The 23,732-nt window shown below is 61.8% G+C and carries 24 protein-coding genes; 15 read left to right on the top strand and 9 right to left on the bottom strand.

Features of this window, described 5'->3' with window-relative positions; all coding sequences use genetic code 11:
* Nucleotides 1–13: 13 nt before the first annotated feature.
* The 3 genes from flgM to ACTJLB_RS24105 all read right to left on the bottom strand — a co-directional run bounded on the left by flgM (nt 14) and on the right by ACTJLB_RS24105 (nt 2,355).
* Complete coding sequence (flgM, locus tag ACTJLB_RS24115) at nt 14–325, bottom strand: flagellar biosynthesis anti-sigma factor FlgM (RefSeq protein WP_440784690.1); 312 nt, start codon at nt 323–325, stop codon at nt 14–16.
* A 309-nt stretch (nt 326–634) separates the two neighbouring features.
* Nucleotides 635–1,864, bottom strand: a complete 1,230-nt coding sequence (locus tag ACTJLB_RS24110; protein WP_440784689.1) for an NAD(P)/FAD-dependent oxidoreductase — start codon at nt 1,862–1,864, stop codon at nt 635–637.
* A 275-nt stretch (nt 1,865–2,139) separates the two neighbouring features.
* On the bottom strand, nt 2,140–2,355 hold the full coding sequence (locus ACTJLB_RS24105; RefSeq protein WP_088174314.1) for a hypothetical protein: 216 nt from the start codon (nt 2,353–2,355) through the stop codon (nt 2,140–2,142).
* Nucleotides 2,356–2,739: 384 nt separating this feature from the next.
* Between ACTJLB_RS24105 and ACTJLB_RS24100 the strand changes: the two genes are divergently transcribed.
* From ACTJLB_RS24100 to ACTJLB_RS24060, 9 genes are all read left to right on the top strand, one after another.
* A complete protein-coding gene (locus ACTJLB_RS24100; protein WP_440784687.1) occupies nt 2,740–3,195 on the top strand; it encodes a hypothetical protein in 456 nt (151 codons plus the stop codon).
* A 337-nt stretch (nt 3,196–3,532) separates the two neighbouring features.
* A complete protein-coding gene (locus tag ACTJLB_RS24095) occupies nt 3,533–3,808 on the top strand; it encodes a hypothetical protein (protein WP_440784686.1) in 276 nt (91 codons plus the stop codon).
* A gap of 43 nt (nt 3,809–3,851) precedes the next feature.
* Nucleotides 3,852–4,211, top strand: a complete 360-nt coding sequence (locus ACTJLB_RS24090; RefSeq protein WP_204521774.1) for a superinfection immunity protein — start codon at nt 3,852–3,854, stop codon at nt 4,209–4,211.
* 404 nt (nt 4,212–4,615) lie between these two features.
* Nucleotides 4,616–5,119 (top strand): hypothetical protein, encoded by a 504-nt coding sequence (locus tag ACTJLB_RS24085; protein ID WP_087753455.1) that lies wholly within the window; start codon nt 4,616–4,618, stop codon nt 5,117–5,119.
* Nucleotides 5,120–5,285: 166 nt separating this feature from the next.
* Entirely contained in the window at nt 5,286–6,221 is a 936-nt protein-coding gene (locus ACTJLB_RS24080) for a phosphate acetyltransferase (protein ID WP_440784685.1), read from the top strand.
* A 3-nt stretch (nt 6,222–6,224) separates the two neighbouring features.
* Nucleotides 6,225–7,406, top strand: coding sequence for an acetate/propionate family kinase (locus ACTJLB_RS24075; protein WP_440784684.1), 1,182 nt, complete (start codon nt 6,225–6,227; stop codon nt 7,404–7,406).
* 179 nt (nt 7,407–7,585) lie between these two features.
* The gene (locus tag ACTJLB_RS24070) at nt 7,586–8,443 is read left to right on the top strand and encodes a hypothetical protein (protein WP_310351279.1); all 858 of its coding nucleotides are present in this window, start codon (nt 7,586–7,588) and stop codon (nt 8,441–8,443) included.
* A gap of 256 nt (nt 8,444–8,699) precedes the next feature.
* The gene (locus ACTJLB_RS24065) at nt 8,700–9,686 is read left to right on the top strand and encodes a hypothetical protein (protein WP_143266588.1); all 987 of its coding nucleotides are present in this window, start codon (nt 8,700–8,702) and stop codon (nt 9,684–9,686) included.
* A 104-nt stretch (nt 9,687–9,790) separates the two neighbouring features.
* Nucleotides 9,791–10,174: a hypothetical protein gene (locus ACTJLB_RS24060; RefSeq protein ID WP_392393807.1), complete on the top strand. Its 384-nt coding sequence runs from the start codon at nt 9,791–9,793 to the stop codon at nt 10,172–10,174.
* Between the two features lie 129 nt (nt 10,175–10,303).
* On the opposite strand, the gene ACTJLB_RS24055 is transcribed toward ACTJLB_RS24060, so the two are convergent.
* On the bottom strand, nt 10,304–11,002 hold the full coding sequence (locus tag ACTJLB_RS24055; protein ID WP_374709985.1) for a hypothetical protein: 699 nt from the start codon (nt 11,000–11,002) through the stop codon (nt 10,304–10,306).
* 248 nt (nt 11,003–11,250) lie between these two features.
* Here ACTJLB_RS24055 and ACTJLB_RS24050 point away from each other — a divergent pair, with 248 nt between their 5' ends.
* Nucleotides 11,251–12,237 carry a hypothetical protein gene (locus ACTJLB_RS24050; protein WP_440784683.1) on the top strand — a complete coding sequence of 329 codons (987 nt, stop codon included), beginning with the start codon at nt 11,251–11,253 and terminating at the stop codon, nt 12,235–12,237.
* Nucleotides 12,238–12,309: 72 nt separating this feature from the next.
* On the opposite strand, the gene ACTJLB_RS24045 is transcribed toward ACTJLB_RS24050, so the two are convergent.
* The 3 genes from ACTJLB_RS24045 to ACTJLB_RS24035 form a co-directional block, all read right to left on the bottom strand.
* Nucleotides 12,310–12,888, bottom strand: coding sequence for a YceI family protein (locus ACTJLB_RS24045; protein WP_087753449.1), 579 nt, complete (start codon nt 12,886–12,888; stop codon nt 12,310–12,312).
* Nucleotides 12,889–12,948: 60 nt separating this feature from the next.
* Nucleotides 12,949–13,512, bottom strand: coding sequence for a YceI family protein (locus ACTJLB_RS24040; RefSeq protein ID WP_087753604.1), 564 nt, complete (start codon nt 13,510–13,512; stop codon nt 12,949–12,951).
* 94 nt (nt 13,513–13,606) lie between these two features.
* The gene (locus ACTJLB_RS24035) at nt 13,607–14,167 is read right to left on the bottom strand and encodes a cytochrome b (RefSeq protein WP_440784682.1); all 561 of its coding nucleotides are present in this window, start codon (nt 14,165–14,167) and stop codon (nt 13,607–13,609) included.
* A gap of 220 nt (nt 14,168–14,387) precedes the next feature.
* Here ACTJLB_RS24035 and ACTJLB_RS24030 point away from each other — a divergent pair, with 220 nt between their 5' ends.
* A complete protein-coding gene (locus ACTJLB_RS24030; RefSeq protein WP_288827140.1) occupies nt 14,388–15,638 on the top strand; it encodes an arsenic transporter in 1,251 nt (416 codons plus the stop codon).
* A 95-nt stretch (nt 15,639–15,733) separates the two neighbouring features.
* Here the strand turns inward: ACTJLB_RS24030 and ACTJLB_RS24025 are convergent, their stop codons facing one another.
* The gene (locus ACTJLB_RS24025; RefSeq protein ID WP_088174324.1) at nt 15,734–16,642 is read right to left on the bottom strand and encodes a formate/nitrite transporter family protein; all 909 of its coding nucleotides are present in this window, start codon (nt 16,640–16,642) and stop codon (nt 15,734–15,736) included.
* Nucleotides 16,639–16,884 carry a hypothetical protein gene (locus ACTJLB_RS24020; protein WP_020066425.1) on the bottom strand — a complete coding sequence of 82 codons (246 nt, stop codon included), beginning with the start codon at nt 16,882–16,884 and terminating at the stop codon, nt 16,639–16,641. The genes ACTJLB_RS24025 and ACTJLB_RS24020 overlap by 4 nt, the downstream gene beginning before the upstream one ends.
* A gap of 503 nt (nt 16,885–17,387) precedes the next feature.
* Here ACTJLB_RS24020 and ACTJLB_RS24015 point away from each other — a divergent pair.
* The 4 genes from ACTJLB_RS24015 (at nt 17,388) to ACTJLB_RS24000 (ending at nt 23,716) form a co-directional block, all read left to right on the top strand.
* Entirely contained in the window at nt 17,388–17,678 is a 291-nt protein-coding gene (locus ACTJLB_RS24015; protein WP_020066423.1) for an EF-hand domain-containing protein, read from the top strand.
* Nucleotides 17,679–17,800: 122 nt separating this feature from the next.
* Nucleotides 17,801–19,372, top strand: a complete 1,572-nt coding sequence (locus ACTJLB_RS24010) for an efflux transporter outer membrane subunit (protein ID WP_440784681.1) — start codon at nt 17,801–17,803, stop codon at nt 19,370–19,372.
* A gap of 19 nt (nt 19,373–19,391) precedes the next feature.
* A complete protein-coding gene (locus ACTJLB_RS24005; RefSeq protein ID WP_440784680.1) occupies nt 19,392–20,588 on the top strand; it encodes an efflux RND transporter periplasmic adaptor subunit in 1,197 nt (398 codons plus the stop codon).
* Complete coding sequence (locus tag ACTJLB_RS24000) at nt 20,585–23,716, top strand: efflux RND transporter permease subunit (protein WP_440784679.1); 3,132 nt, start codon at nt 20,585–20,587, stop codon at nt 23,714–23,716. The genes ACTJLB_RS24005 and ACTJLB_RS24000 overlap by 4 nt, the downstream gene beginning before the upstream one ends.
* Nucleotides 23,717–23,732 lie beyond the last annotated feature (16 nt).

The following is a 23,732-nucleotide window of genomic DNA, read 5'->3' as shown; positions in this document are numbered from 1 at the left end:
GTTCAGTCGCCGGTTACCGGGTTCTCGTTTGCAGCAACTCGCGCACGGAGTTAAGTGCGCCGTCGGCGATCTTGCCCGAATCGATCTTATAGGTGCCTTGACGCAACTCGGCTTTGATCGACTCGACCTTCGCGGTGTCGATATCCGGATCACTGAACGAGCGTAGCGCGGACATCGACGTAAGACTCACCTCGGTATTCTGCGCACCGGAAGTGCCGGCGGGGTTCACGGATTCGATCGCGCCATTTGTGTCGCTGTTGTTCGTTGCGCGCTGCGTGGTGTTGCGCGGCGCCGCGAGCGGGTAGTTGCTGGGTTCAATCTTCATGGTGTGTCCCTCACTTGTTAAGTTCTTTAACGGTATGGCGTTTGAAATCTTCACCCTGCCGCGGCGAGCCTGGCCGCGCGCGAGCTGTTGCGATGGGTGAAAACCGTTGCCGGGCGGGGACTTCGGCGGATTGAAACAAAGTGCAACAATTTGTGAGCAATACCACATAAGGGCTCGAACGTACTTGGCAGGGCGTTCGGGACGCTGGTGACAAAGCGGCGCGCGCGCAGTTTTGGAGCGCGCCTGACCTAAGCCGGCAGTCCGTTTGCCGAACACCGATTCACCAGCGCGCGAAGCGCTGACGGCGTGTTACCCGCGGATGGGTGGCGGCGCCTGCACAATCGGAGCCGCCGCCGCAAAAAGATCCGCGCGGTTGCCGGTGCGGGGCGGATAGATCCGCTCGGTATTGATGACCCGTTTGACGTTCTTCGCCTGCTGACCCTGTGCGGCGAGCCTGCGCTCCCAGCCTTCCGTATAGACCGCGCCCCAAGCGCCAAGGTCGAGAATGGTCGTGTACCAGTCGATGTCGAGCGGCAGCATCGGCAGACCGAGCAGATCGCAGACGACGTTGTGCCCCGCGAAACGCCCCATCGGTCTGCTGTGCTGGCAGGACATGACGGATTCATGCTTGCCGTCTTCGAACAGCGCGCGCGCCACGTCGCCGGCTGCGAAAACGTCGGAGACACCTTTTACGCGCAGGTTTTCGTCGACCGGTACCCGCCCGAGCGCATCGCGCTCGACAGGAACGCAGCGCGTCAACGGACTCGCATGCATGCCGCCACACCAGATAATCGTCGATGCGTCGACGCGCTTGCCGCCTGCGAGCGTCATCCCCGTGTCGTCAATCTGCTCGATCTCGACATTGGTCATCATCTCGACGCCGAGTTGCGTCAATGCCTGCTCGATGACCGGTTGCGCACCGCCCATCGCCATCGCGATCCGTGGCGCACGCTCGATCAGCATGACGCGAACCTCGCTCTCACGCAGGCGCTCACCGCTCGCGGCCAGGAGGTCGCGCACACGATGCGGCAACTCGGAGGCGACTTCCACGCCCGTGAGGCCTGAGCCGATAACAACGAAGGTCAGACTTCCAGCAGCGTGTGAATGCACCATTTTCAGAAGCCGTCGTTCGAGGCGTTCGGCGCCTTCGTATGTATCGACGTTGAATGCATGGTCGGCGAGCCCACCAATCGGCGCGTCGACAAGGCGGCTTCCCGAGGCCAGCACGAGCTTGTCGAAAGTCAGCGGCGTAGTGCGTCCGCGGACGCTCAACGTGACCTGTTTGCCGGCGACATCGATGTCCGTAACTGCGCCCTGGATCCATTGCACGCCGACGGGGCCTAGCACATCGCTCAGCGGTACGAGCGTCGCCGCGAGATCCGCTTCGTAGTTGCGCACCCGGATGCTGTGATGCGCGTGCGGGTTGATCATGACGACTTCGACCTGATTGCTCGCGCCTTGCTCATCGAGCTTGCGGGCTGCACCGATGGCACTCCACAACCCAGCAAAGCCGCCGCCGATCACGACGATCCGTTTCATGGCCGCTCCTGTTCAGAGATGTGTGCGCGGCCAATCTGCCCGATGTGCGGCGCGGCAACGCGGAGGAGATGCGCAAAACGCGACGGCACACGAAGCAAGGCTTGACGACGAGGCGCGCCTGTTGCGTGCAAACCTACCGTAGTTGATATGGTAGGACAACGAAACGCAAAGGCGAAGAACGTGGCCGAGCGGCGGCGACTATTCGCGACTCCATGCAAATGCGATCCGCGCTTCTCATGCTTCTAGCGCTTCTCGCGGTTCCCGCGGTTCCCGAATCATGGACTGGTGATTGTTTGTTTGATTTGAGTCTGCAGGTCCACCAACGGTGTCGCGGTCACTGTGGCGGCGACGCTTTCGGATTGGGGCAATAACCCGGCGAACGCAGCAATTCCGGTCGCGCATACCGCAACGAATGCGATAGCGCCAATGACGACGATTGCGTTGCTGTACGTCGGTTTCGATTGCACTGAGTTTGCAAAGAGCCGCATCATGACTGTCTCCTGGTGGCGCAGCTACCGTTTGCAACTAGTGTGGCGACAACGCTTCGAAACCGCTGACGCGCCTGCGAAGCCCGCCGGTGAAGCAACGAACGACCAGAGCGGTTCCGCAGCAGCGGCCCGTTGTTGGACCCGATCAAACACGGCGAGGTGTTGTTGCGCGCCAAAAACCAACACAACCGTTCACTGTGCTCAGTCAACGGCGAAAGGGTCGCCCCAGCAACCATCGCCGGCTAAAACGTGGCCAACAATTTCTCTGCGGTTTTCCGCATGAGAGAGGTCGAATAATCACTAACGAATCGTCATCCCACGCGCTATAACGTAGTTGCAGGGCGACTATTCGTGTTGAGGGGTCCACAAAATCCATCGGCATTGCCAATGCGCACGCCAACTTGCGTCCCCGTCACGGCCGGGCGCACTGCACTTCGTATCTTCCCAACTTTCCTGGATCACGGTCTCGGGCGATTCGACCCGCAGGCCGCAGGCGCGCTTCCTGAATCCGAAAATCGCGTGTTGGTTTTCGAGTTCGCCGCGCGAATAACGAAACGGCATGAATGGATAATCCAACGCGGATCAGGAGGCAATATGAAACTAAGACGGATGGTTGGATCGGTTGCTGGGCTGCTTTTGATCGCCGGGCTGGCGCATTCGCAAGGCACGCCCCAGGCGCCTCAGGCCGCTCCGCAAGACAGCGGTCAGGTGCAGGTTTCCAACCCCAGTGCGGGGATGGAAGCGTACGGTGGCACCTCCGATACGATGGTACAAAGCGGCTCGAAACATGCCCGGCCGTGCAGAGTGAACCCGCAATGCAACATCTTCTTTGGCGGAAGCTGACAATACACTGACGGCGCGCGAGCAAACGGTGAAACACCAGGTGCTCGCGCAAACCCATGGCCGACGAGGCTGGCCGCAATGGCTCAGTCCTGTTTCACCTCTATGTTCTGGGGACCCCGATATTGGAGGTCTCTCGACTTTCCCGATGCGAACCATTCCAACCGCAGCAGGCCCGCGAGTCCGCCATGGCCTTGCAGCGAGGCATTGTTCGGTCTGCAGCAATTGTGATTTCACCCTATGGGTATAGAAAAAGGATAGGCGCCGTCTACACTGACTCTTGTCAACGGCGCGTGTCTCACCGATTCGCGCTGCCTCAGAATCGCATTGGAGAGTCATCATGAAAAGCAAACTTCTTGCAGCTGTGCTCGTCGCCGTCACTACTTCGTTTGCCGCTCCTGTGTTTGCCAGCGGCTATGGTCCTGCGCCTTCTTACCGCCCTTCAGTGGGGGCGCCTGCTTCGCAGCGGGGCCCAAGTGCCCAAACGGTTGCAGCGGAACGCAACAGTGCAGCGGGTTCCGTCAATGATTCGTATGGCGGCGTGACTGCGTCCTCTTCGGAATCCGGCGGCCGTCAAACCGCCGACTCTGTCGGCCATGTGTACTCGGGCCATTAATCTGCAAGCCGTCTGCTAAGCGAAGCTGTCACGAGGTGTCGAAATGTTGAAAATTATCGAAGGTGCATTGTTTGTCGGCGCGCTGATGCTGTATCTGGTACCCGCAATGATTGCCGACGCCAGAGAACGCGAGGACGCGTTCGCGGTGACCATGGTGAACATTCTGCTGGGATGGACGGTTATCGGTTGGTTCGCAGCGTTGGTATGGGCGAGGCATCCGGTCAGTAACCGGCAACTGAAGCAGTTCGCGAGACGGGCGCAACGCGCGGTCGCACGAGTCACCATCGATGCGATCGTCGCGCGGGCGAGCGGTCGCGCCAGTTCGATACCCATGTTCAATCCTCGCCTGGTACCGGTTGTCGCGCGCATCGCCGCAAGCACTAATCGCCGCGAAAGGCACTAACGATTGCGGCGGATCTGCATCGTCCGCCGAATTCTTTCGAAGCCGGACGGCGGTCCGACCGCCGCCGGATTTCGTGTCAACGAGGAGCCCGCTAGTGCAGTAAGCGGGCATTGCGTCGACTCTAATTATTTCGACTGCCATCACGGCGATCGTACTGACGCCTCAAGCCAGTCGCCCGGTAGCGCATCGGTTTTGGGTAGACGCCGCAAATGCCCAGCCGCTGAACGATCACTTGACTAGCGGCAATCCCCCTCGGCCAAAAATCTGATTCTAGCCATCACTCCACAGTTTCGAGCGTAGGACCTTCGTCCGATATGCTCGCGCCGCCTTCGCTCGCAACAATTTGAGGAAGGGCTCCGCGCAAAGACGGGACAGCGAGCAATCATCAGCGATGGGAGAAGTTCATGAATAGTCAGATCAGATGTGCGTTGATTTGCGCGCTGATATCCGGGCTCATGGGCTGCGTGCAACCTCATCAGCAGGTGGAAGCCGGCGCGGATCAGTCGACGGCGATTGCGCGGCTCGGCCCGCCCAAGGAGACCTACAAGCTGCCGGATGGCGGCCAGCGGCTGATGTGGCCGACGCAACCGATGGGCACCACGACGACCGTCGCGGATATCGACGCGTCCGGCAAAGTGGTGAGCATGCGTCAGGTGCTGCAGGAGAGCGAGTTCTATCGCGCGGAGGTCGGCAAGTGGACGCGCGACGATGTGCTCATCAACTTCGGGCGCCCGTTCGAAACCGCGCGCTTTCAGAGAATGCAGCGCGACGTTTGGTCGTATCGCTATCTGGAGAACAATATTAATCACATGATCTTCCACTTCTATTTCGACGACGCAGGCATTTTGCGGCAAACGCAGAAGGCACCCGATCCTATGTACGACAACACGCGACGCGGACGTTTTTAGGCGTCGATCGACTCGCGGCTCGCGAAGTCAAGCTGCGGGAGATCGGTCCAAAGTCCTATTGCCGCGGCTGCGCGCGGCGGCGATAGTCGTTCTGGACGGGCTATGACCAGCGTTGCCGGCGTCGCCGCGCGCGGCACACCGACTGTCGCAATGCACGGGAGGAATCGTGGAGCGTACGCACGAGAAGTATCAACTGCTTATCGCGTTTTGCCAAAGCCAGCCGCCGCTAACGACTGCCGTGGCGCATCCATGCGATCGCGCATCGCTCGAAGGCGCCGTGGAGGCGGCGCAGATGGGGCTGATTGCGCCGCTTCTCGTAGGACCGCGCGAGCGCATTGGCGCCGTCGCCGAAGAATGCGGGCTGCAGATAGCTGGCTATCCGCTGATCGACGTGCCGCACAGTCACGCGGCGGCGGCGAAAGCCGTCGAACTGGTGCGCGAAGGCAAGGCTGAGGCGATCATGAAGGGCAGCCTTCACACCGACGAGTTGATGGCCGCCGTCGTCCACCGCGAGGGCGGCTTGCGCACCGAACGGCGTGTGAGCCACTGCTTCGTGATGGACGTGCCGGGGCACGCAAACGCGCTGATCATCACCGATGCCGCGATCAACATAGCACCGACGCTCGCCGAAAAAGCCGACATACTGCAAAACGCGATCGATCTCGGCCATGCGCTTCGCGTAGACGAAGTGCGGGTCGCGATTCTCTCGGCAATGGAGATCGTGAACCCGAAGGTTCCGTCGACGATCGAAGCCGCGGCGCTCTGCAAGATGGTCGATCGTCATCAGATCACAGGGGCGCTCGTCGACGGGCCGCTCGCGCTCGACAACGCAATCGACCTCGAAGCGGCGCGCATGAAGAAGATCGATTCGCCGGTGGCGGGGCGCGCCAATGTGCTGATGGTGCCCAATCTCGAAGCTGGCAACATGCTGGCGAAAAGCCTTTCGTTTCTAGCCGGCGCGGACGCGGCGGGCATCGTTCTCGGCGCGCGCGTGCCGATCATCCTGACGAGCCGCGCCGATTCGATCATCACGCGGCTCGCGTCGTGCGCGGTCGCGGCGCTGGTGGCGAGCAAGGGCCGCGAAGATCGGCTGGTGGTGTAGATCATGGCCGACGTCATCCTGGTACTCAACGCTGGATCGTCGAGCATCAAGTTCAGCGCCTTCGATGCGCAAACCGCCGAGCTCGCCTGTGTGCTGCGAGGTCAGATCGACGGGCTGTTCAGTTCACCGCACTTCGCTGCCTTCGATGCGGCCGGCGCGCAGGCCGGCTCTCATGCATGGGGCGACGGCGCGAGCCTGGACCACGCCGGGGCGATCGCGCATATCGCCGACTTCTTGCGCGGACACCGCGAAGGCCATCGCCTCACGGCGGTCGGGCATCGCGTCGTGCACGGCGGCGCGCGTTTCGTCGCACCGGTGCTCGTCGATGCAAGCGTGCTCGCGGAACTCCACACGCTGACGCCGCTTGCGCCGCTGCATCAGCCACATAACCTGAAGCCGATCGCAATCATCGCGGAGCGCAATCCGGCGATGCCGCAAATCGCCTGTTTCGACACAGCCTTTCACGCGACGCAACCCGAACAGGCGAAGGCCTTCGCGCTGCCCGCTGCAGTTACCGAACGCGGTGTACGCCGATATGGCTTTCACGGACTGTCGTATGAGTACATCGCCAGCAGGCTGCCGGAGATCTCGCCGGCAGCCGCGGCCGGCCGCACGGTGGTCGCGCATCTCGGCAATGGGGCGAGCCTGTGTGCGCTGTCGGCATGCCGCAGTGTCGCGACCACGATGGGTTTCACGGCGCTCGACGGCCTGATGATGGGTACCCGCTCAGGCAGCCTCGACCCCGGCGTGATCCTGTATCTGCTCAACGAAATGAACATGACCACGCGCGAAGTGGAAAGCCTGCTGTACTCCCAGTCTGGTTTGCTCGGCGTTTCCGGCATTTCCGGCGACATGCGCGTGCTCCTCGCGAGCGACGATCCTCGTGCCCGCTTCGCCGTCGAACTGTATGTGTATCGGATCTGCCGCGAGCTTGGCTCGCTGATCGCGGCGCTCAAGGGCATCGATGCATTGGTGTTCACGGCAGGCATCGGAGAGCATGCGACACAGGTTCGGCAGCGTATCGGCGAATACGCGCAGTGGTGCGGTATCGACATCGACTCCGACGCAAATCAGGCGAACGACTCGTGCATCAGTACACCCACTAGTCGGGTCGGCGTGTGGATCGTCCCGACCAACGAGGAACTGATGATCGCCCGTCACACTCGCGCCCTGATCGGCAGCTGAGTGCACGAGAAGCACGCAAGAGAAACGCGCACGAGAAGAAGAGGCCGTATATCGAGTCACTGGGCGGCAGGCTTCGCAGCGTCGATCTTCATGCCGCTCTGCGTGTTCATGGAGAAAAGACCGGATGTATTTTGAAACGTATCGCGAGCCCTGCGCCTGTCGCTATTGCGGAGAGAGAGATGCTGCGGCTGACTGTATGGTTCACGCTCCTCATCTCGTTGAGCGCGAATGCGGCGGTTCATCTGGACTTCCACGATGAGTCGCCGGATGCTGCTGCAGCCGGGTCGGCTTCGCGCCAACGCGGCGCTGTCGATATCGATGAAATCCTGCGGCAGTACGGGATCAACCAGGGTTCGACCAAAGCCCGCATCATCTTCGAGTGGTTCGACAAGGTAGCGCGCGACCCCGTTATCGGTGCCCGTGTGCCAGGCGGCGCACCGGCGCTCGTTCATGTGCTGCTCGATCCGGAACAGCGTGAAGCCATGATGTCGAGTGGCCTTGCACGTCTCACGCCGGCCGACCGATCGCGCTACCTGGTGCTGCTCACCCGTGTGCTCGACGAACTGGTCCCGGTCAATTGTTTTGGGCTCGTCGACATCGTAACGATAATGAACCGCGTCACGATCGCGCAGATGTCCGACGCGCAAGCGGAGCTATACCTCGATCTTGTCTACAAGATCATGGTGAGCAGCGGTTCGGCGGCGCCGGTACGCGTGCCGACGCGGGAAGAATACGCGGCAGCGTCCGAGGCAATGTCTCGTGCCGTGGTCATCGAACTAGGCGGCGATCCGGCCAATGTCGATCGGTATATGGCATATACAGCGAATCCTTCCACTGCAACCCCGGCCGATGTCTGCTGGATGACAAGAGTGACGCTGCATGCTCTCGCGAGAATGCCGGCTGCCGAGCGCGATGTCATGCTACTGCCAGTATTCATCGGACCGCCTGCGGCATCGCTGGCGGATCCCGACGATCAGCGACCCGCGCAGATGCCTTTTCCCGCTTCGGCCAGCCCGCCGGGCACGACGATGCCGTGATGGAGCGTCTGAACAAGTAGGCGCTGTACGGCGGCGATATTCCCGCCACGTCGGCGCATTTTGTCTATTCTGAATTCGACATGTGCCCCGCCGACTTTGGGTGCTCGAATAAGCAAGGCAAACGTCATACGCCGCACGAGGCGTGTGTTTCGGAACCAGGAAGCAATGGCCCAACATACAGGAGTGTGCAATGTGCGTTCTGTACGCTGTGTGCTGGTTCGTACTGGGCGCGGACAGACTTACAGTCGATCGGACGATGCATGTACTGCGGCTCCATGGGCGACGCCGGGCGTCGTTGGCATGTGCAGCCATAGCCTTCAGCGTTTTGCCTTGCCTTTCGTTTGGGCAGGACCTTCCGGGCCGCTCGTCGGGACCGGCTGTGGTCGGGGGTAACGTGAAACAGCACGCGGACGCCGTGCTCGCCGTCATGAGTTATACGACTGTTCCGGACGTCACGACCAGTAACCTGGCGGTTAATAGCGGCACTACCGGCAATCCCAGCTTCGGCCAGACACAGCTTGGCGGCGGGTTCACGTTAAGCCGGTCGTTTCCTTTGTACATGGAGGGCACGCTCGCCTACAGTCGCTACGATCCGGTGTTCGTCGCGTCCGACGGCTCGGCACAGCGTCCGGTGCCGACAAAATGGAATACGTTCAGCGGCACGGTCGGCATCGGCTGGGATTTTCGGATCACGAATGAACTGGTGTTTCGTCCGATCCTTAACGGAACGCTAGGCCGCGTTTCCAGCGATCTGAAGGTCGGGCAAACGATCTTCAATCGCGCCACCGATGCCAACCTCCAGTTTCTCGACAACGGTTCGCTGGACGCGTATGGCTACGGCGGGTCGCTGATGCTCGACTATGAGCGCTACCGTGACAACTACGAAATCGACGCTGAGTTGCGGGCCACGGACATTTATTTGCGCAGCTTCGGCGGTTCGTCCCAGGCAGTGCAGGGTTCCGCCATGGCGCAGCAAGTCAGCCTGTGGACTCGCTGGCGCGCGCCTACCGGATGGCATGCGTTGGACCGGCCAGTCCGCTATGTGCTCGAAGCGGCTTACTCACATTATTTCGGCGAAAGCGCGGGTGTGCTGGGGTTCAACGACCTCACCTCGTTGGGCGTCGGCCTCGAACTCGACAGCAGCCGGTATCCGGTCATCATCACCAGGACGCGCGCGGTAGTGCGATATGTGTTCGGACACAATGTGCATGGCGTGTCGTTCGGATTTGCGGTGAGCTTCTAGTTCGCCTGCGGCGTGCGGCGGCGGATGATTACCGGCAAGGACAGTATCTAACTCGCGGCGACCCAATATGCCGTTCGTCATACCGATCGGAAAAGGAGATGCTGATGCGCGCCCACCGCTGTCTGCCTGTGTTCGTTTTTCCCTTGCTGCTTGCCGGCTGCAATACGCCGCCGATTCCTCCTGGCAAGTCGGTCGATATTCCGACTGCCCTCGAACACGTCCTCGACGGATTGTGCAACTTCAGGAAGCAGGAGGCGGCGCGCAAGCGGGACGGGGACGTCGATATCGACACCGTCACGGTGCAGCTTGACCTGACGATCGATGGTTCACGCAATCCGCCTGTCGCGGTCGCGCCGGATATCCAGTTCATTCCGACCGTCAGTTACGGACAGATGATTACGGCGAACAGAGGAAGCACGCTCACCATTGCGCTCAAACACAAGGGCGCAGGGAGTTGGGGCACTGGCGACTGCAATGCTTCCAAATGAGAACAGCCGGAGTGCGAACCGCGGTTCAAGCGGCGGCGTGGGAACGCGTGCGCGTTGCCACGCTTCGAAGGGCCTGCCGCATTGGATGACAGCATCGCGACGCGATTCAAGCCTGGCTGCGACTACCGCCTAGAAGCGATAAGTCACGCCGATCTGCAGGACCGGATAGATTTTGTAGCGCTCCACCGTATTGCTGATTTTCTGTTCCTGCTCGTCGATGTTTGCCTGAGTCGTGAACATCGAGTAAATGGCGGGCACGTTGTAGTGCGTGCGCGGACGGCCGTAGGCAACGCCCAGATCGAACGTCAGGCCGAAGCCCTTGGAAACCGGCTTATGTCCATAGCCGATCCCGACATACGGCATTACCCGCGGCAGCGTGACCGTGGCCGAAGGCGCGGCGCCCACGGCCGGCACGTAGTCGTCGCCGATCTTGTAGTTGCCGTCCGCATTGGGCACGGCGTGAGCCGAAAGCTCGTTGTCGTTGATCAATGCGCCCGCCGTCAGGCGAAAACCGCTTGATTGGAACGGGAACACGTCGAGATAAAGGCCGCCTTGCAGCAGCTTGAGATGGCCGTCGTATTTGTTCTGGTCAACGTTGACCGAATGCGAGAAGCCAAGACCTTCGAACTCCGCATGCACGCCAGCCCATGAATTGAGCGGCAAAGCCGCGCCGATGCCCGCGCCGAGCGTGCCGCCGTGTACATAAATCTCCTGCGCGTGCGCCGTGCTTCCGAAGACCGCCAATGCGGCCATCGCGACGAGAGCCGCATTCTTTACCTGCCGTTTCACCTGTCCCACCACTTGTCTCCCGACACGAACCAATTGCATGGCGAGGACTTTACGATTTCATCGCGAGGTTCAAATGAATGAACAGCGGGGGATTGTGGCGGCTCTTCTCGCTCAAGTATGGCGCTTTGCCGGAAGCGGAAATAATGCCCCGTAACTTGTTCCGAACCGGCGATTAAAGCGCCTTGCCTGGACGGATTAACCCCGTTTTAAAGGGCTATTCGGCAAATGAAACGAGCGGGCGCGCTTCGATAATCAACTCATTGAAGCCTTTCAAATCTGGAGTAGTGATGTCTGTTTCGAAAACGTTCCGCTCATCTGGCGCCGCGGTTGCGGTCGCCGTTGCCGCAGCCGCCGTTCTCGGCGCTTGCGGCGGCGGCTCGGGCGGCAGCAGTGGCGGCAGTAACGTGCTGAAGTTGTCGTCGGCGGTGCAGAGCGAGCACGTCGCAAGGTATGCGGGCGCGTTCGGCATGTTGTCGGGCCCTGGCGTCGCGGCGATCTATACGTCTGTCGTGCAATCGCTGCTGACGGGCGTGACGGCTGGCGCGGGCAACACCATGACCTCGTGTCCGGCGAGCGGCTCGATCAGCGTCCTCGCACAGGGTGCGGGTGTGAGCGGACTGCAAAGCGGCGAGACGGCGACGGTCGGTTTCAATCAATGCGTAGGGCAGGTGAAGGCGCCCGGCGTGTCGGACAGCGCGTCGATTACCGGCACCGTCAGCGTGCAGATTCAGAACGTGCACGGCATTGTCGGCAACGCATCGAACGACTGGTCGTACAGCGCGATCGAAACGGCCAATGCGTTGACACTGGTGTCGTCGAACGGCAAGACCGTTGTCAACGGCACGGTCAGCTACACGATGAGCTACAACGCGGCAACCGGCATCACGACGACGACCGCGAGCAGCCCAACGGTGACGCTCGATCGCAACCAGACGGCCGGCTCCGGCAGCATCAGCGGAAAGATCACGATCACGTCGCTGATGTATTCGCGCGTTCATGGCGCCGATCCGGTCACCGATACACTCGCGACCAGCGGTGACATCAGCGTGAATGCCGCCGACGCGACGATCGCGTTCGCTGTGTCCACGCCCACGCCCGTCAAGGTCAACGGCGGCAAGGTCACCGCCGGCGTGATCCAGTTGGCAACGAGCGACACAGTGGAGACCATCACGCCGAAAGACGAGTCGAGCGTGACCATCACGGTCACGTCGAACGGAAAAACGGGAACTTACACTGAGACCGTGGACGACTTCCGCTCGCTCGGGGGCGCCTGAGCGAAAGCGTGGCTGAATGCGCGCGCTGCGGGAGCGCGCGCGGGCAGGCGCCTGGCAGCGCCCGGCGTGACTTTACTGCTTGATGCCTTCGGCCTGAATGTGCAGCGTGGTCTGCATCTTGAAGCCGTAGGTCTTGCCGAAGTCGACGCCGAAGTCATCGCGATTGAATGTTGCGGTCGATTCGGTGCCGCAGACTTCGCGCTTGAGCATCGGGTTCACGAAGCACTTGAACGACTCGATCTTCAGGTTGACCGGCTTGGTCACGCCATGCATGGTCAGCGTGCCGATCACTTCAACAGGCTTGTCGCCGTCGAAGCGGATTTGCGTACCCTTGTAGGTTGCGGTCGGGTACTTCGCAACGTCGAAGAACTTGTCGGTGACCAGTTCGGAATCGAGCTTGTCATTGCCGATATCCACCGAGCTCATGTCGATCGTCACGTCGACCGTGCCCGTCTTTGCCGCGCGGTCGAGCACAACGGTGCCACTGCTCTTCTTGAACTTGCCGCGCCAGATCGACACGCCGCCGAAGTGATCGGTTTCGAAGCTCGGGGACGTGTGGGTCGGATCGAGCTGGTAAGTGTCGGCGGCCATTGCGTTGAACGACAATGCGGCGGCGAGAGCGCCGGCGGCGATCAGAAATTGTTTCTTCAAGATGTTCTCCAGGTTTCGAAAAGTGCTATGAGGCTTGCGGTTTTACTTCGGTTTTTTTAATCACTTCTTCGAAGCGACGAGGTGAAATTTGATGACGACTTCGTCGGCTACGACCGACGTGTCCTTCCATTCGCCAGTGCCGACGTCGAACTGGGAGCGTTTGATCGGCAGCGAGCCGTCGAACGTCTGCGTCGGGCCCTGGCTTGCAATCGTGACGGGCACCACCACGGTCTGCGATTTGCCCTTGATGGTCAGCTTGCCGGTGATCTTGTACTGATTGCCGCCCGCCGGTGCGATCGCGCTGGAAACAAACGTTGCGGCCGGATACGTGGCGCTGTCGAACCATTCCTTGCCTTGCGCCTGCTTGTTGTAGTCGTCCGCGCCGAGGTCGTAGCTGCCGGTGTCGATCGACACGTTCGCGCTTCCCGCGGTCGGCTTCGCCGGATCGAACGACAGTTGCGCAGAGAACTTTTTGAACTTGCCGTCGACAGGCACGTTCATTTGCTTGGTCGTGGCAATGACGGTGCTTTTGCTCGTGTCGACGTCGGCATGCGCGAGGCCCGCACCGAAGAGAGAAAGGGCGGCGACGCCGGCGAGAATGGAGTGATGGAGTGTGTTTTTCATGGTGATACGCATCCTATCGAACCCGTGCGCGTTCATTGCGCACAGTGAAGAATTTGATTGCCAACAGGCTGTAGCGAATGGGCGCCGATGAGTGTCATTTGAGGAACGGAATCATCCGCGCGAGCAGGCCGTCGCGGTCGACAAACTGGTGCTTCAGCGCCGCCAGCACGTGCATGGCGACCAGCGCGAGCAGCGTGTAATTGAGCAGCACATGCACCGTGCGCAGCGTCGCCTTGAGCGCCTCATCCGGACCAATGAAGGTCGGCAGCGGCACGATGCCGAGATACACCACCTGAATGCCCGCCGCCGAACTGTAGAGGTAGCCCGACACCGGAATCGCCAGCATCAGCAGATACAGCAGGCCGTGTACGGCGTGCGCCGCCGCCTTCTGCCACGCGGGTGTCGCGCTATCCAGAGCCGGTGCGCGATGGGTCGCTCGCCACAAAACGCGCGCCACGGCGAGCATCAATACGGTGACGCCGATCCATTTGTGCCATGAGAAATACTTGAGCTTCGTCGGCGTGAAGCCGGGAATGTCCGTCATGATCCAGCCCAGATAAAAGCCGCCGACGATCAGCACGGCGATCAGCCAGTGCAGTGCGATTGCGGCGCTGTGGTAACGGCCTGTATCAGTGTGGCGGGATATGTCGTTCATTCGCGTCGGTCATGCGTCGTGGCAGTGAGTGCGAATAGTAGGCAGGTCAATAGAGCCTGAATAGGCGGGGGCGCGAGAACACATTGTTGTACTGGTAACGGTAATGCGTGCTGGCTCGCGACTTGCAACGTCGGGCGAGGCAAGCGGAGGCGGGGCCGAGTTGGGGTATCCTGCGCACCGGGCCTTGCCCACGTACAACCATCCATTCAGGGCTTTCGTTGTGACTTCGATTTTCCTTTCATGGGGTATTGCCGCCTTTGCGACGGCCGGCGTGATCGCCCGTCCTTTCAAATGGCCGGAAGCGGTGTGGGCGGTGGCCGGCGCGCTGCTGCTGGTCTCGCTCGGCCTGTTGCCGTTGCATCTCGCGGTCGAAGCCGTCGGCAAGGGCACTGACGTCTATCTGTTCCTGTCCGGCATGATGCTGCTTTCCGAGGTGGGACGCCGGGAAGGGCTGTTCGACTGGGTCGCGGTGCTTGCCGTCAACCATGCGCAAGGTTCGCCGCGCAAGCTTTTCATGCTGGTCTATCTGGTCGGCGTGGTGATTACCGCTTTTCTTTCAAACGACGCCACCGCGGTCGTCCTCACGCCGGCCGTGTTCGCCGCCGCGAAGAAGGCGAAGACGGACCCGCTGCCGTTACTGTTCGTGTGCGCGTTCATTGCAAACGCAGCCAGCTTCGTGCTGCCGATCTCCAATCCGGCCAATATCGTGCTGTACGGCAATCACACGCCCGCGCTCGTGCCGTGGTTGATGCGCTTCGCGTTGCCGTCGCTGCTGTCGATCGTCGCCACGTATGTGCTGCTGCGCTGGACGCAACGCAAGGCGCTTGCCGGCAGCTGCGAGGCGAATCTCGAGCCGCTTCAGCTTTCGTCGAGCGGACGCGTGGCGCTCGCCGGCATCGCCGTGACCGCCGTCGTGCTGCTGGCGGTATCGGCGTTCGACATTCAGTTGGGGCTGCCCACCGCGATACTCGGCGCGGCGACCGCGCTCGTCGTGCTGATCCAGGAGCGCAAATCGCCGCTGCCGATGATCCGCGAAATTTCGTGGAGCGTGCTGCCGCTCGTGGCCGCGCTGTTCGTTCTCGTCGAAATGCTCGACTACACCGGCGTGATCAGTATGCTGGCAGAGCTAACGCGTTCGGCGGCCGCGCACAATGAAATGACAACCGCCGGCTGGGCCGGCAGCGCCATCGCGATCGGCAGCAATCTGATGAACAATCTGCCGGCCGGGCTGATCGCCAGTTCCACGGTGATGCAGGCGCACAGCCCGGAGCGCGTGATCGACGCACTGCTGATCGGCGTCGACCTCGGCCCCAACATGTCGATCACCGGTTCGCTTGCGACGATTCTCTGGCTCAACGCAATCCGCCGCGAAGGCGAGGACGTCAGCTTCGTGAAGTTCCTGAAGGTCGGCGTCGTGGTTATGCTGCCCGCGCTGGTGCTCGCGCTCGGCGCGCGGATTCTGATCGGCTGACGCACGGCTCGCCGCGGGGGCTGTGAAGGCCGCCGCGGCGAGCCACGAGTGTTGCCGCGTTTGCGGCGGCAAGCCGCCCGCGTAACTGAACGCGCTCAGCGATGGCCGTTTATTTCAGGCGCAATGGCCGCGTGATTGAGCAGCGCAACCAGCGACATCCCGCCCACGGTGTTGCCCACGAGCGTCGGCACGAGAAAACGGAAGAAATAGTCGTGCAGGCTCGCGTCGCCGCTCAGGAACGCATAAGCAACCTCCGTCGATCCCGCGATGATGTGCGAAAGATGGCTGACGGCGACCACATAGGTAATCAGCAGCACGGTCAACAGACGCCCGGACCGCGCGCTCGGCAACAGCCACACCATCAGTGCGATCAGCCAGCCCGCGAAGACCGCCTTCACCATGGTTGGCAGCATGTGTTCCGAGCCGACCGCCGCACGCGATACCTCGCCGAGTGCATCCACCACCGCGGGCGAGAAGACATCGGGAATGCGTAGCATCGCCGCGAAGATCCATGTGCTGATGAGGTTGAAGACGAGCACCACGGCCCATAGACGCATCGCTTTAAGCAATGTGCGTGGATCGCGCCGCGTCAATACCGGCAGCACCACGGTCAGCGTGCTCTCGGTGAAAAGCTGCTGCCGTCCCATGATGACCAGCACGAAACCGATCGAATAACCGAAGCTCGACACCAGATGGCGCCATGGCGTGTCCGGCAAGCCCGCATCGAGCACGGCTTGTGTGAGAAACGAAAATCCCATGGACAGACCGGCGGCGAGCGATGACCAGATCAACGCGCCGATGGTCCGCTCGAGCGCGGCTTCGCCCTCTTCGCGGACGATCTCATGCAGCACGAGCGCGTGCGGGGCGGTGTGATGCGCCGCCTGATCCTGCTCGCCCTCGTTCAGATGAGGCGAGTCCGCGCCGGCGTCCTGTGCGCGTGGCGCGTTGCTGCCGGCGGCTGCATTGGGTGCTTTGTGTTTCGGTTCCCTGGTCGCCTCGGTCATGAACGGACGTCCTTCGAGCGCATGCCAGGCGCTTCGCAGACGGCTTCTTCGGAATCCCGCAATGCGCCGAGCACGGCTTCGAGACGTGCCAGCCGGGCTCGTTGCACCGGCACCAGCGCCGCACGCGACAGGAGGCGCACGCGGTTTTCCCAATACGAAAGAGGAATGCGGTCATTGACCGAAATCCGCCCCAACACGAGTTCGAGATGGGCGATCTCGCTGTCCAGGTTCGGGTAGTTCATCGACATGGTCCGGGAAAAAGAGGTGAACGGTAAATCTGCTCCGGCACTACCTGTGTGGGTGAGCAAGTAGTGTTCCCCAATTCATCAGGACAACGGGAATTCACCAGGCGTTCTTGCAGTCCGCATGTCGTATGCTCAAGCACGCGCCACTGCCGCTATCGGCCTGTTCCATCACGGAGCGGCGCGAGATCAGAATTACGCAAATCGTCGCCTGACGGTAGCACTCGTTCATTTCATTCGATGTCACGCCGCGCCTGTCGCCGCGCGAGGCAATGGACAGCTGTGGCCGTCGATACGTCACTACAGACGGCCATAAACGGCAATGAGCAGCGATAAACGGCGGCAACAGGGCGGCACTCCGCCATGCGCCCGGCGCTTCATGACATTAATCGACATAACTCTGCAATTGCTTTGGGGCGTGGGTTCCACAAGAATTCGGCCTGTCATTGAACGGATCGCGGCATAAGCAGGCGACGCTCGGTGGCTTATCGAAGGAGTCAGTCATGAAAAAATTGCTCGCCGCCGTCCTGCTGTGCTGCGCGTCTACCGTCACGTTCGCTCAGGCCGCGCCGCAAGGCGGTAATCCGCAGCGCATGGAGCGCATGGTTGCGCAGTTGCAAACGCGTTTTGCGAACGCCAATACCACGCACGACGGCAAGCTGACGAAAGAGCAGGCCGCGGCCGGCATGCCGATGGTCGCTAGTCACTTCGACGAGATAGACACGCAGAAGCTCGGCTACGTCACGTTGCCGGAGATCGAGGCGTATATGCGCGAACGCGGTGCAGCGCATTAAGCGGGGCACTGCGCGGTGCACTGAGCGGCGCGCCTTGCAGCGAAACCACACGATGCCGGCGCCGCGCGCTTGTCGCAACCGTCATGAACCCCTCCCTCAACCATTGACGCCTGATTCACGCGATGAAACTAGCCACGTCAAGCCGTTTGCGTCTTGTAAGCGCATCGATCGTCGTGTCGATGGGCGTGGCGTTGAGCGGTTGCATCAGCGTTGGCCCGGACTTCAGGGAGCCCGACGTCACACTGGAAAACCAGTGGCTGGAGAGCTTGCCGCCTGCCGCGCAGAGCACGCCCGCCGGCGAGGCCGCGTGGTGGAAAGCGTTCAACGACCCCGTGCTCAGCGCGCTCGAACAACGCGCTTATGAGCGCAACCTGTCGCTGCAGGTCGCGGGGCTGCATATCTTCAAGGCGCGGGCGCAGCTTGCGATCAGCGGGGAAAATCTCCTGCCGCAATCGGGCAGCGCGTCGGTTGGCGCGAGCCATATCAACACGAGCGGGGTCGGGCCGATACCGCCGGCTCATTTATGGGCAGAGCATCTGCACGTGAACGCCGGTTGGGAGATCGATTTCTGGGGGAAATACCGCCGGCAGATCGAATCGGATCGCGCGCAATTGCGCGTATCCGAAGCGGCGTACGACAACGCGCTGGTGTCGATGTTCGCCGACGTCGCCAACGCATATATCGATCTGCGCGCGTTGGAGCAACGCATCGTCGTAGCGCGGCAGAACCTCAAGTCCGTTCAGGATAGCCTCACGCTCACTCAGGCGCGCTATAAACGCGGCGCGTCGAGTCAGCTCGACGTCGAGCAGGCCGCCACGCTGGTAGCCGAAACCGAGGCGCAGATTCCGCCGCTCATCAAGGCGCGTGTGCAGGATCGCGACACGCTCGCGGTGCTGCTCGCCGATCCGCCGGACGCCGTCGACGCGCAACTGAAAGGCAGCAGTGCGATCCCCGTGCCGCCGACGCAGATCGACGTAGGCATTCCCGCCGATCTATTACGGCGCCGTCCCGACGTGCGCCAGGCCGCGCTCAACGCGGCGGCGCAGTCGGCGCTGATCGGCGCGGCGAAGGCGAAGCTGTACCCGTCGTTATCGCTGACGGGACTGTTCGGCTTGTCATCCGGCGAACAGCATGGCATTGGACTAACGCAATGGGGCGGCAAGACGATCGGCCTTTTCTCGGCGGGCATTTCTCTGCCCATTCTCGACCGGGCGCAACTTCAGAACGCGGTGCGAATCCAGGATGCGGCATTCCAGGAAGCGGTGCTCGACTACCAGAACACCGTGCTGCAGGCGCAAAAAGAAGTGGAAGACGCGATTGCCGCGCTTCGCACATCGCTCGATGCGCTGGCGGCGTCGTCGCGCGCTTCTGACGCATCGCAGCGCGCATTGCGGCTTGCCAACATTCAATATCGCTCCGGCTCCGTGACTTACGACTCGGTGCTGGACGCTTCACGCTCGGCGTTGCGCGACGGCGATTCGCTCGCGCAGAACCAGGGGATTGCGGCGCTTGCGGCGGTGTCGCTGTATCGCGCGCTTGGCGGAGGATGGGAAGTCGCGCAAGGTCAGCAGGTGGTCAGCGAACGGATCGCCGAAGAGATGGCGCGGCGCACGGATTGGGGGCGTCTGTTGAACCCGCCTGCCGATTCAGCGCTGGCGCGTGCGAGCGCGAACTCGCCGCCGGGCAGTAAATAACGAAGCGGGGAATAACGACATGGCCAATCGAAGAGCAGTGGGCGAGAGCGCAGTGAATGCCCGCGTGCCGGCAGAGCCGCGACGTCCAGCGTTTCACGCCGCGTTGTACCGCCCGTTGCGCGCCTTGCCTCGCGTTGCCCTGCTGACGACATTGAGCGTGGCGTTGAGCGTGACATTGAGCGCGGCATTCAGCGGATGCCACGACGGCAATGCTCCAACTGCACAGGCCGCGCAGTTGCCGCAAGTCAGCGTCATGCACCCCGAATCGCGCGAAGTGCGCGAGCAACTCGATCTGACCGGCAGCGTCGCACCGTCGGCAACCGTCACGCTAGTCGCGCGCGTTCAGGGCGTATTGAAGGAAATCGGCTTCACAGACGGCACCAACGTGAAGCAAGGACAACTGCTGTTTCGCATCGAGCCGGACACGTATCGCGCGCAACTCGTCTACGACCAGGCCTCGCTCGATAATGCCGATCAGGAACTGAAGCGCCAGAAGGAGCTCACGTCGGACAACGCGACTTCGGAGTCGTCGCTGCAAAAGGCGCAGACCACCCGCGACCAGGCGCTTGCGAAGCGGGACATGTCGCGCATCAACCTCGGCTATACGGAAATACGCGCGCCGTTCGCAGGCCGCATCGGCGCGCGCGCGTTCGACGTCGGCAATGTGGTGGGCGGATCGGATTCGACGAAACTCGCCACGCTGGATCGCATCCAGCCGGTATATGTGAACTTCACGTTGAACGAGCGCGACGCGAACCGCATCGGCCTCTTTACGCGAGCGCCGCGCACCGTGCGAGTCAATCTCATCGGCGCCAAGCCGGAGCAAGGTGAGGACGCCGCGCTGGAATTCGTCGATACGCGAGTCGATCCGGCGAGCGGCGCGATCAAGTTGCGCGCTGATATCGCCAATCGCGACACGCATCTGATCCCGGGCATGTCGGTCGAGGTGCATATTCCGGTAAGTGAGCCGCAGAAGGTGCTGCTCGTGCCGGAAACCGCATTGCTGCGCGAGCAGGCCGGCGCATCGGTGCTGGTCGTGAATGCCGGCGGCGTGATCGAGAAGCGCGGCGTAACGACCGGCAGCCTGTACGGTTCGCTGCGCGCGATCAAGAGCGGCCTCGGTCCCGCAGACAGGGTCGTGACGGGCGGGGGGCTCGCCGTTGCGCCGGGCATCAAAGTGCAGACAGTCGATGCCGTAGCGCAGGGCCGTTCATGATCCGCTTTTTCGTCGAGCGCCCCGTATTCGCCAATGTGATTGCGTTGATCGCGATGCTGCTCGGCGCGGTCGCGCTCATCAATCTGCCCATCGCGCAATATCCGCCGATCACGCCGCCTACCGTGCAGGTGGTCGCGCACTTTCCGGGCGCAAGCGCGACGACGGTGATCGACCGCGTTGCGTTGCCCATCGAAGCACAGGTCAACGGCGTGGAGAACGCGCTGTACATGCAGTCGACGAGTACGAACGACGGCACTTACACGCTCACCGTCACGTTCGCCGTGGGCACCGACGTCGACAAGGCGCAGGTGCTCGTGCAGAACCGTGTGTCGGCCGCCACCGCGCAACTGCCGCAAGCAGTTCAGCAACAGGGCGTGACCGTGAGGAAACGCTCCACCGCCATTTTGCAGTTGTACACGCTGCAATCGCCGAACCCAAAATACGATTCGCTTTTTCTCAGCAACTACGCGGTCATTTATCTGCGCGACACGCTTGCGCGTTTGCCGGGCGTCGGCGACGTCACTGTGTTCGGCACCGGGCAGTACAGCATGCGGGTCTGGCTCGATCCGCAAAAGCTCAGCGAGCGCAATCTGAGCGCGGCCGACGTAATGCAGGCCATACAGAGTCAGAGCAAGGACGTGAGCGCGGGCCAGCTCGGCTCCGAGCCCAACGCGGGAGGCCGGGCGTTCCAGCTTACCGTGACGATGCGCGGCGTGCTTTCCGATCCGCATGAATTCGACGACATCATCGTGAAGGCGGATTCGAACGACGGCGGCCATTTCGTGCGCATTCGCGACCTCGGGCGCACGGAGCTCGGCTCGTCGAGCTACGGACAGTTCTTCAATCTCGACGGCAAGCCCGCTGCCGGAATCGCGATCTATCAGTTACCCGAAGCAAATGCGCTCGAGGTCGGCAATGCGGTAAAGGAGACCATGGCGCGTCTCGCGAAAGACATGCCGCAGGGCGTCACCTATCAATTGCCCTTCGATACGACGACCTTCGTGCGGCAATCCGTGATCGACGTTTATAAGACTCTCTTCGAGGCGGCGTTGCTCGTGCTCGCGGTGATCCTGCTGTTTCTGCAGAACTGGCGTGCGATGCTCGTGCCTGCCACGACGATTCCGGTAACGATTGTCGGCACGTTTGGCGCCATCTACATGATGGGCTTTTCCATCAATCTGCTGACGCTGTTCGCGATCGTTCTTGCGATAGGCATTGTGGTGGACGATGCAATCGTCGTCGTCGAAGGCATTACGCAGCATATCGAACAGGGCAAGACGCCAAAGCAGGCCGCCATCGACGCCATGCATGAACTGCTGGGTCCGATCATCGGCATTACGCTCGTGCTGGTGTCGGTGTTCCTGCCTTCGGCGTTTCTCGGCGGCGTCACCGGCCAGATGTACCGGCAGTTTGCGCTCGTGGTGGTTGCGACCACGATCATCAGCGCGATCAATGCGGTGACGCTCAAGCCGGTGCAGAGCGTGCGCTGGTTGCGGCACCAGCGGCCCGGCAAACCGAACGTGGTGTACCGCGTGTTCGACAGGGCCTATGCGCGCGTGGAGAACGGCTACGTCAGGGTGGTCTCGTGGTTCGTCGCGCGCTGCAAGCTTGCGCTCGTTATCGCGATTGCGCTGGGCGCGGCATCGGCGCTCCTGCTGACGCGCGTGCCGACCAGTTTCATTCCGCTCGAAGATCAGGGATACATGCTCATTGCCGCGCAACTCGCCGACGCGGCATCGCTCGGACGAACGCGCGAGGCCAGCACACAGATCGAGAAGCGGATCGGCGCGATTCCCGGCGTGAATCACGTGGTGTCGATCGGCGGTATTTCGCCGCTCGATAACAACGCGTCGTTGCCGAATTCCGCGCTGATCTACGTCACGCTCGACGACTGGAGCAAGCGCGGCAAGGGCGAAGACCTGCGCTCGCTGTATCTGCGCATGAACAGGGAACTGGCGAAGCTGCCCGACGTGCGCTCGGTCGTCATCGTGCCGCCGCCGATCCAGGGGCTCGGCAATAGCGGCGGCGTGCAGATGCAAGTAATGCTCACCGACGGCTCGCAGAACTATCGGCGGCTGCAAAGCGCGACCGATGCGCTGATTGCGAGCGTGTCGAAACGTCCGGAACTGCAACGCGTGTTCAGTCCGTTTCGCGCCTCGGTGCCGAGCGTCGAACTGACGCTCGACCGCACGAAGGCGGAATCGCTGCAAGTGCCGGTCGGCAATGTGTTCGATCTGCTGCAAGATTACGTAGGCTCGGCCTACGTCAATCAGTTCACTGCCTTCAATCACACGTTCCCGGTATTCGTGCAGGCGGACGGCGCGTTTCGCCGCGAGACCGACGACATTCGCCGCTTGCAGATTCGCAGCAATAGCGGACATATGGTCGAATTGGGCACGTTCATCGACGCGCATACGAGCGTCGGTCCGGCGGTCGCGACGCTTTATAACCTTGCACCGGCGGCGGCGATCAACGGCAACCCGGCTAGCGGCTACAGCACCGGGGACGCGATCCGGGCCTTCGAGCAGGAAGCCGCGCGCATCCTGCCGGCCGGCATCGGCTATGAATGGACCGCGATGTCGTATCAGGAAAAGCTGGTTGGCAACTCCGCATACTGGGTCTTCGCAGTCGGTGTGCTGCTCGTGTTTTGCGTGCTCGCCGCGCAATATGAAAGCTGGCTGTTGCCGGTCGCGGTCGTGCTCGCCGTGCCGCTCGCGCTGCTGGGCACGGCCGGCACGCTCGCAATACTCGGCGCCGCGAATAACCTGTACACGCAGATTGGCCTTGTACTGTTGATCGCGTTGTCGGCGAAGAACGCGATCCTGATCGTCGAGTTCGCCCGGCATTTGCGTATGCAAGGCGTGGGCATTGCAGAAGCCGCCGTCGAAGCGGCGCGCCTGCGTTTTCGGCCCATCATGATGACGTCGTTCGCGTTCATTCTCGGCGTCGTGCCGCTCGTGGTAGCCACCGGCGCCAGTGCGAGCGCGCGCCGCTCGCTCGGTATCGCGGTGTTCTCCGGTATGCTGGCTTCAACGTGCATTGCCGTGCTGTTCATTCCGTCGTTCTACGTGTTATTGCAGCGCATCGCCGAACGCCAGGCCGCGCGCAAAACACGAAACGATGCCTGAAACGAGGAGCTTTCGC

Source organism: Paraburkholderia sp. 22098 (genome assembly GCF_052045935.1).
GTDB lineage: Bacteria > Pseudomonadota > Gammaproteobacteria > Burkholderiales > Burkholderiaceae > Paraburkholderia > Paraburkholderia caledonica.
The sequence above is the reverse complement of the archived record's forward strand: the minus strand, read 5'-3'. Positions and strand labels throughout refer to the sequence as shown.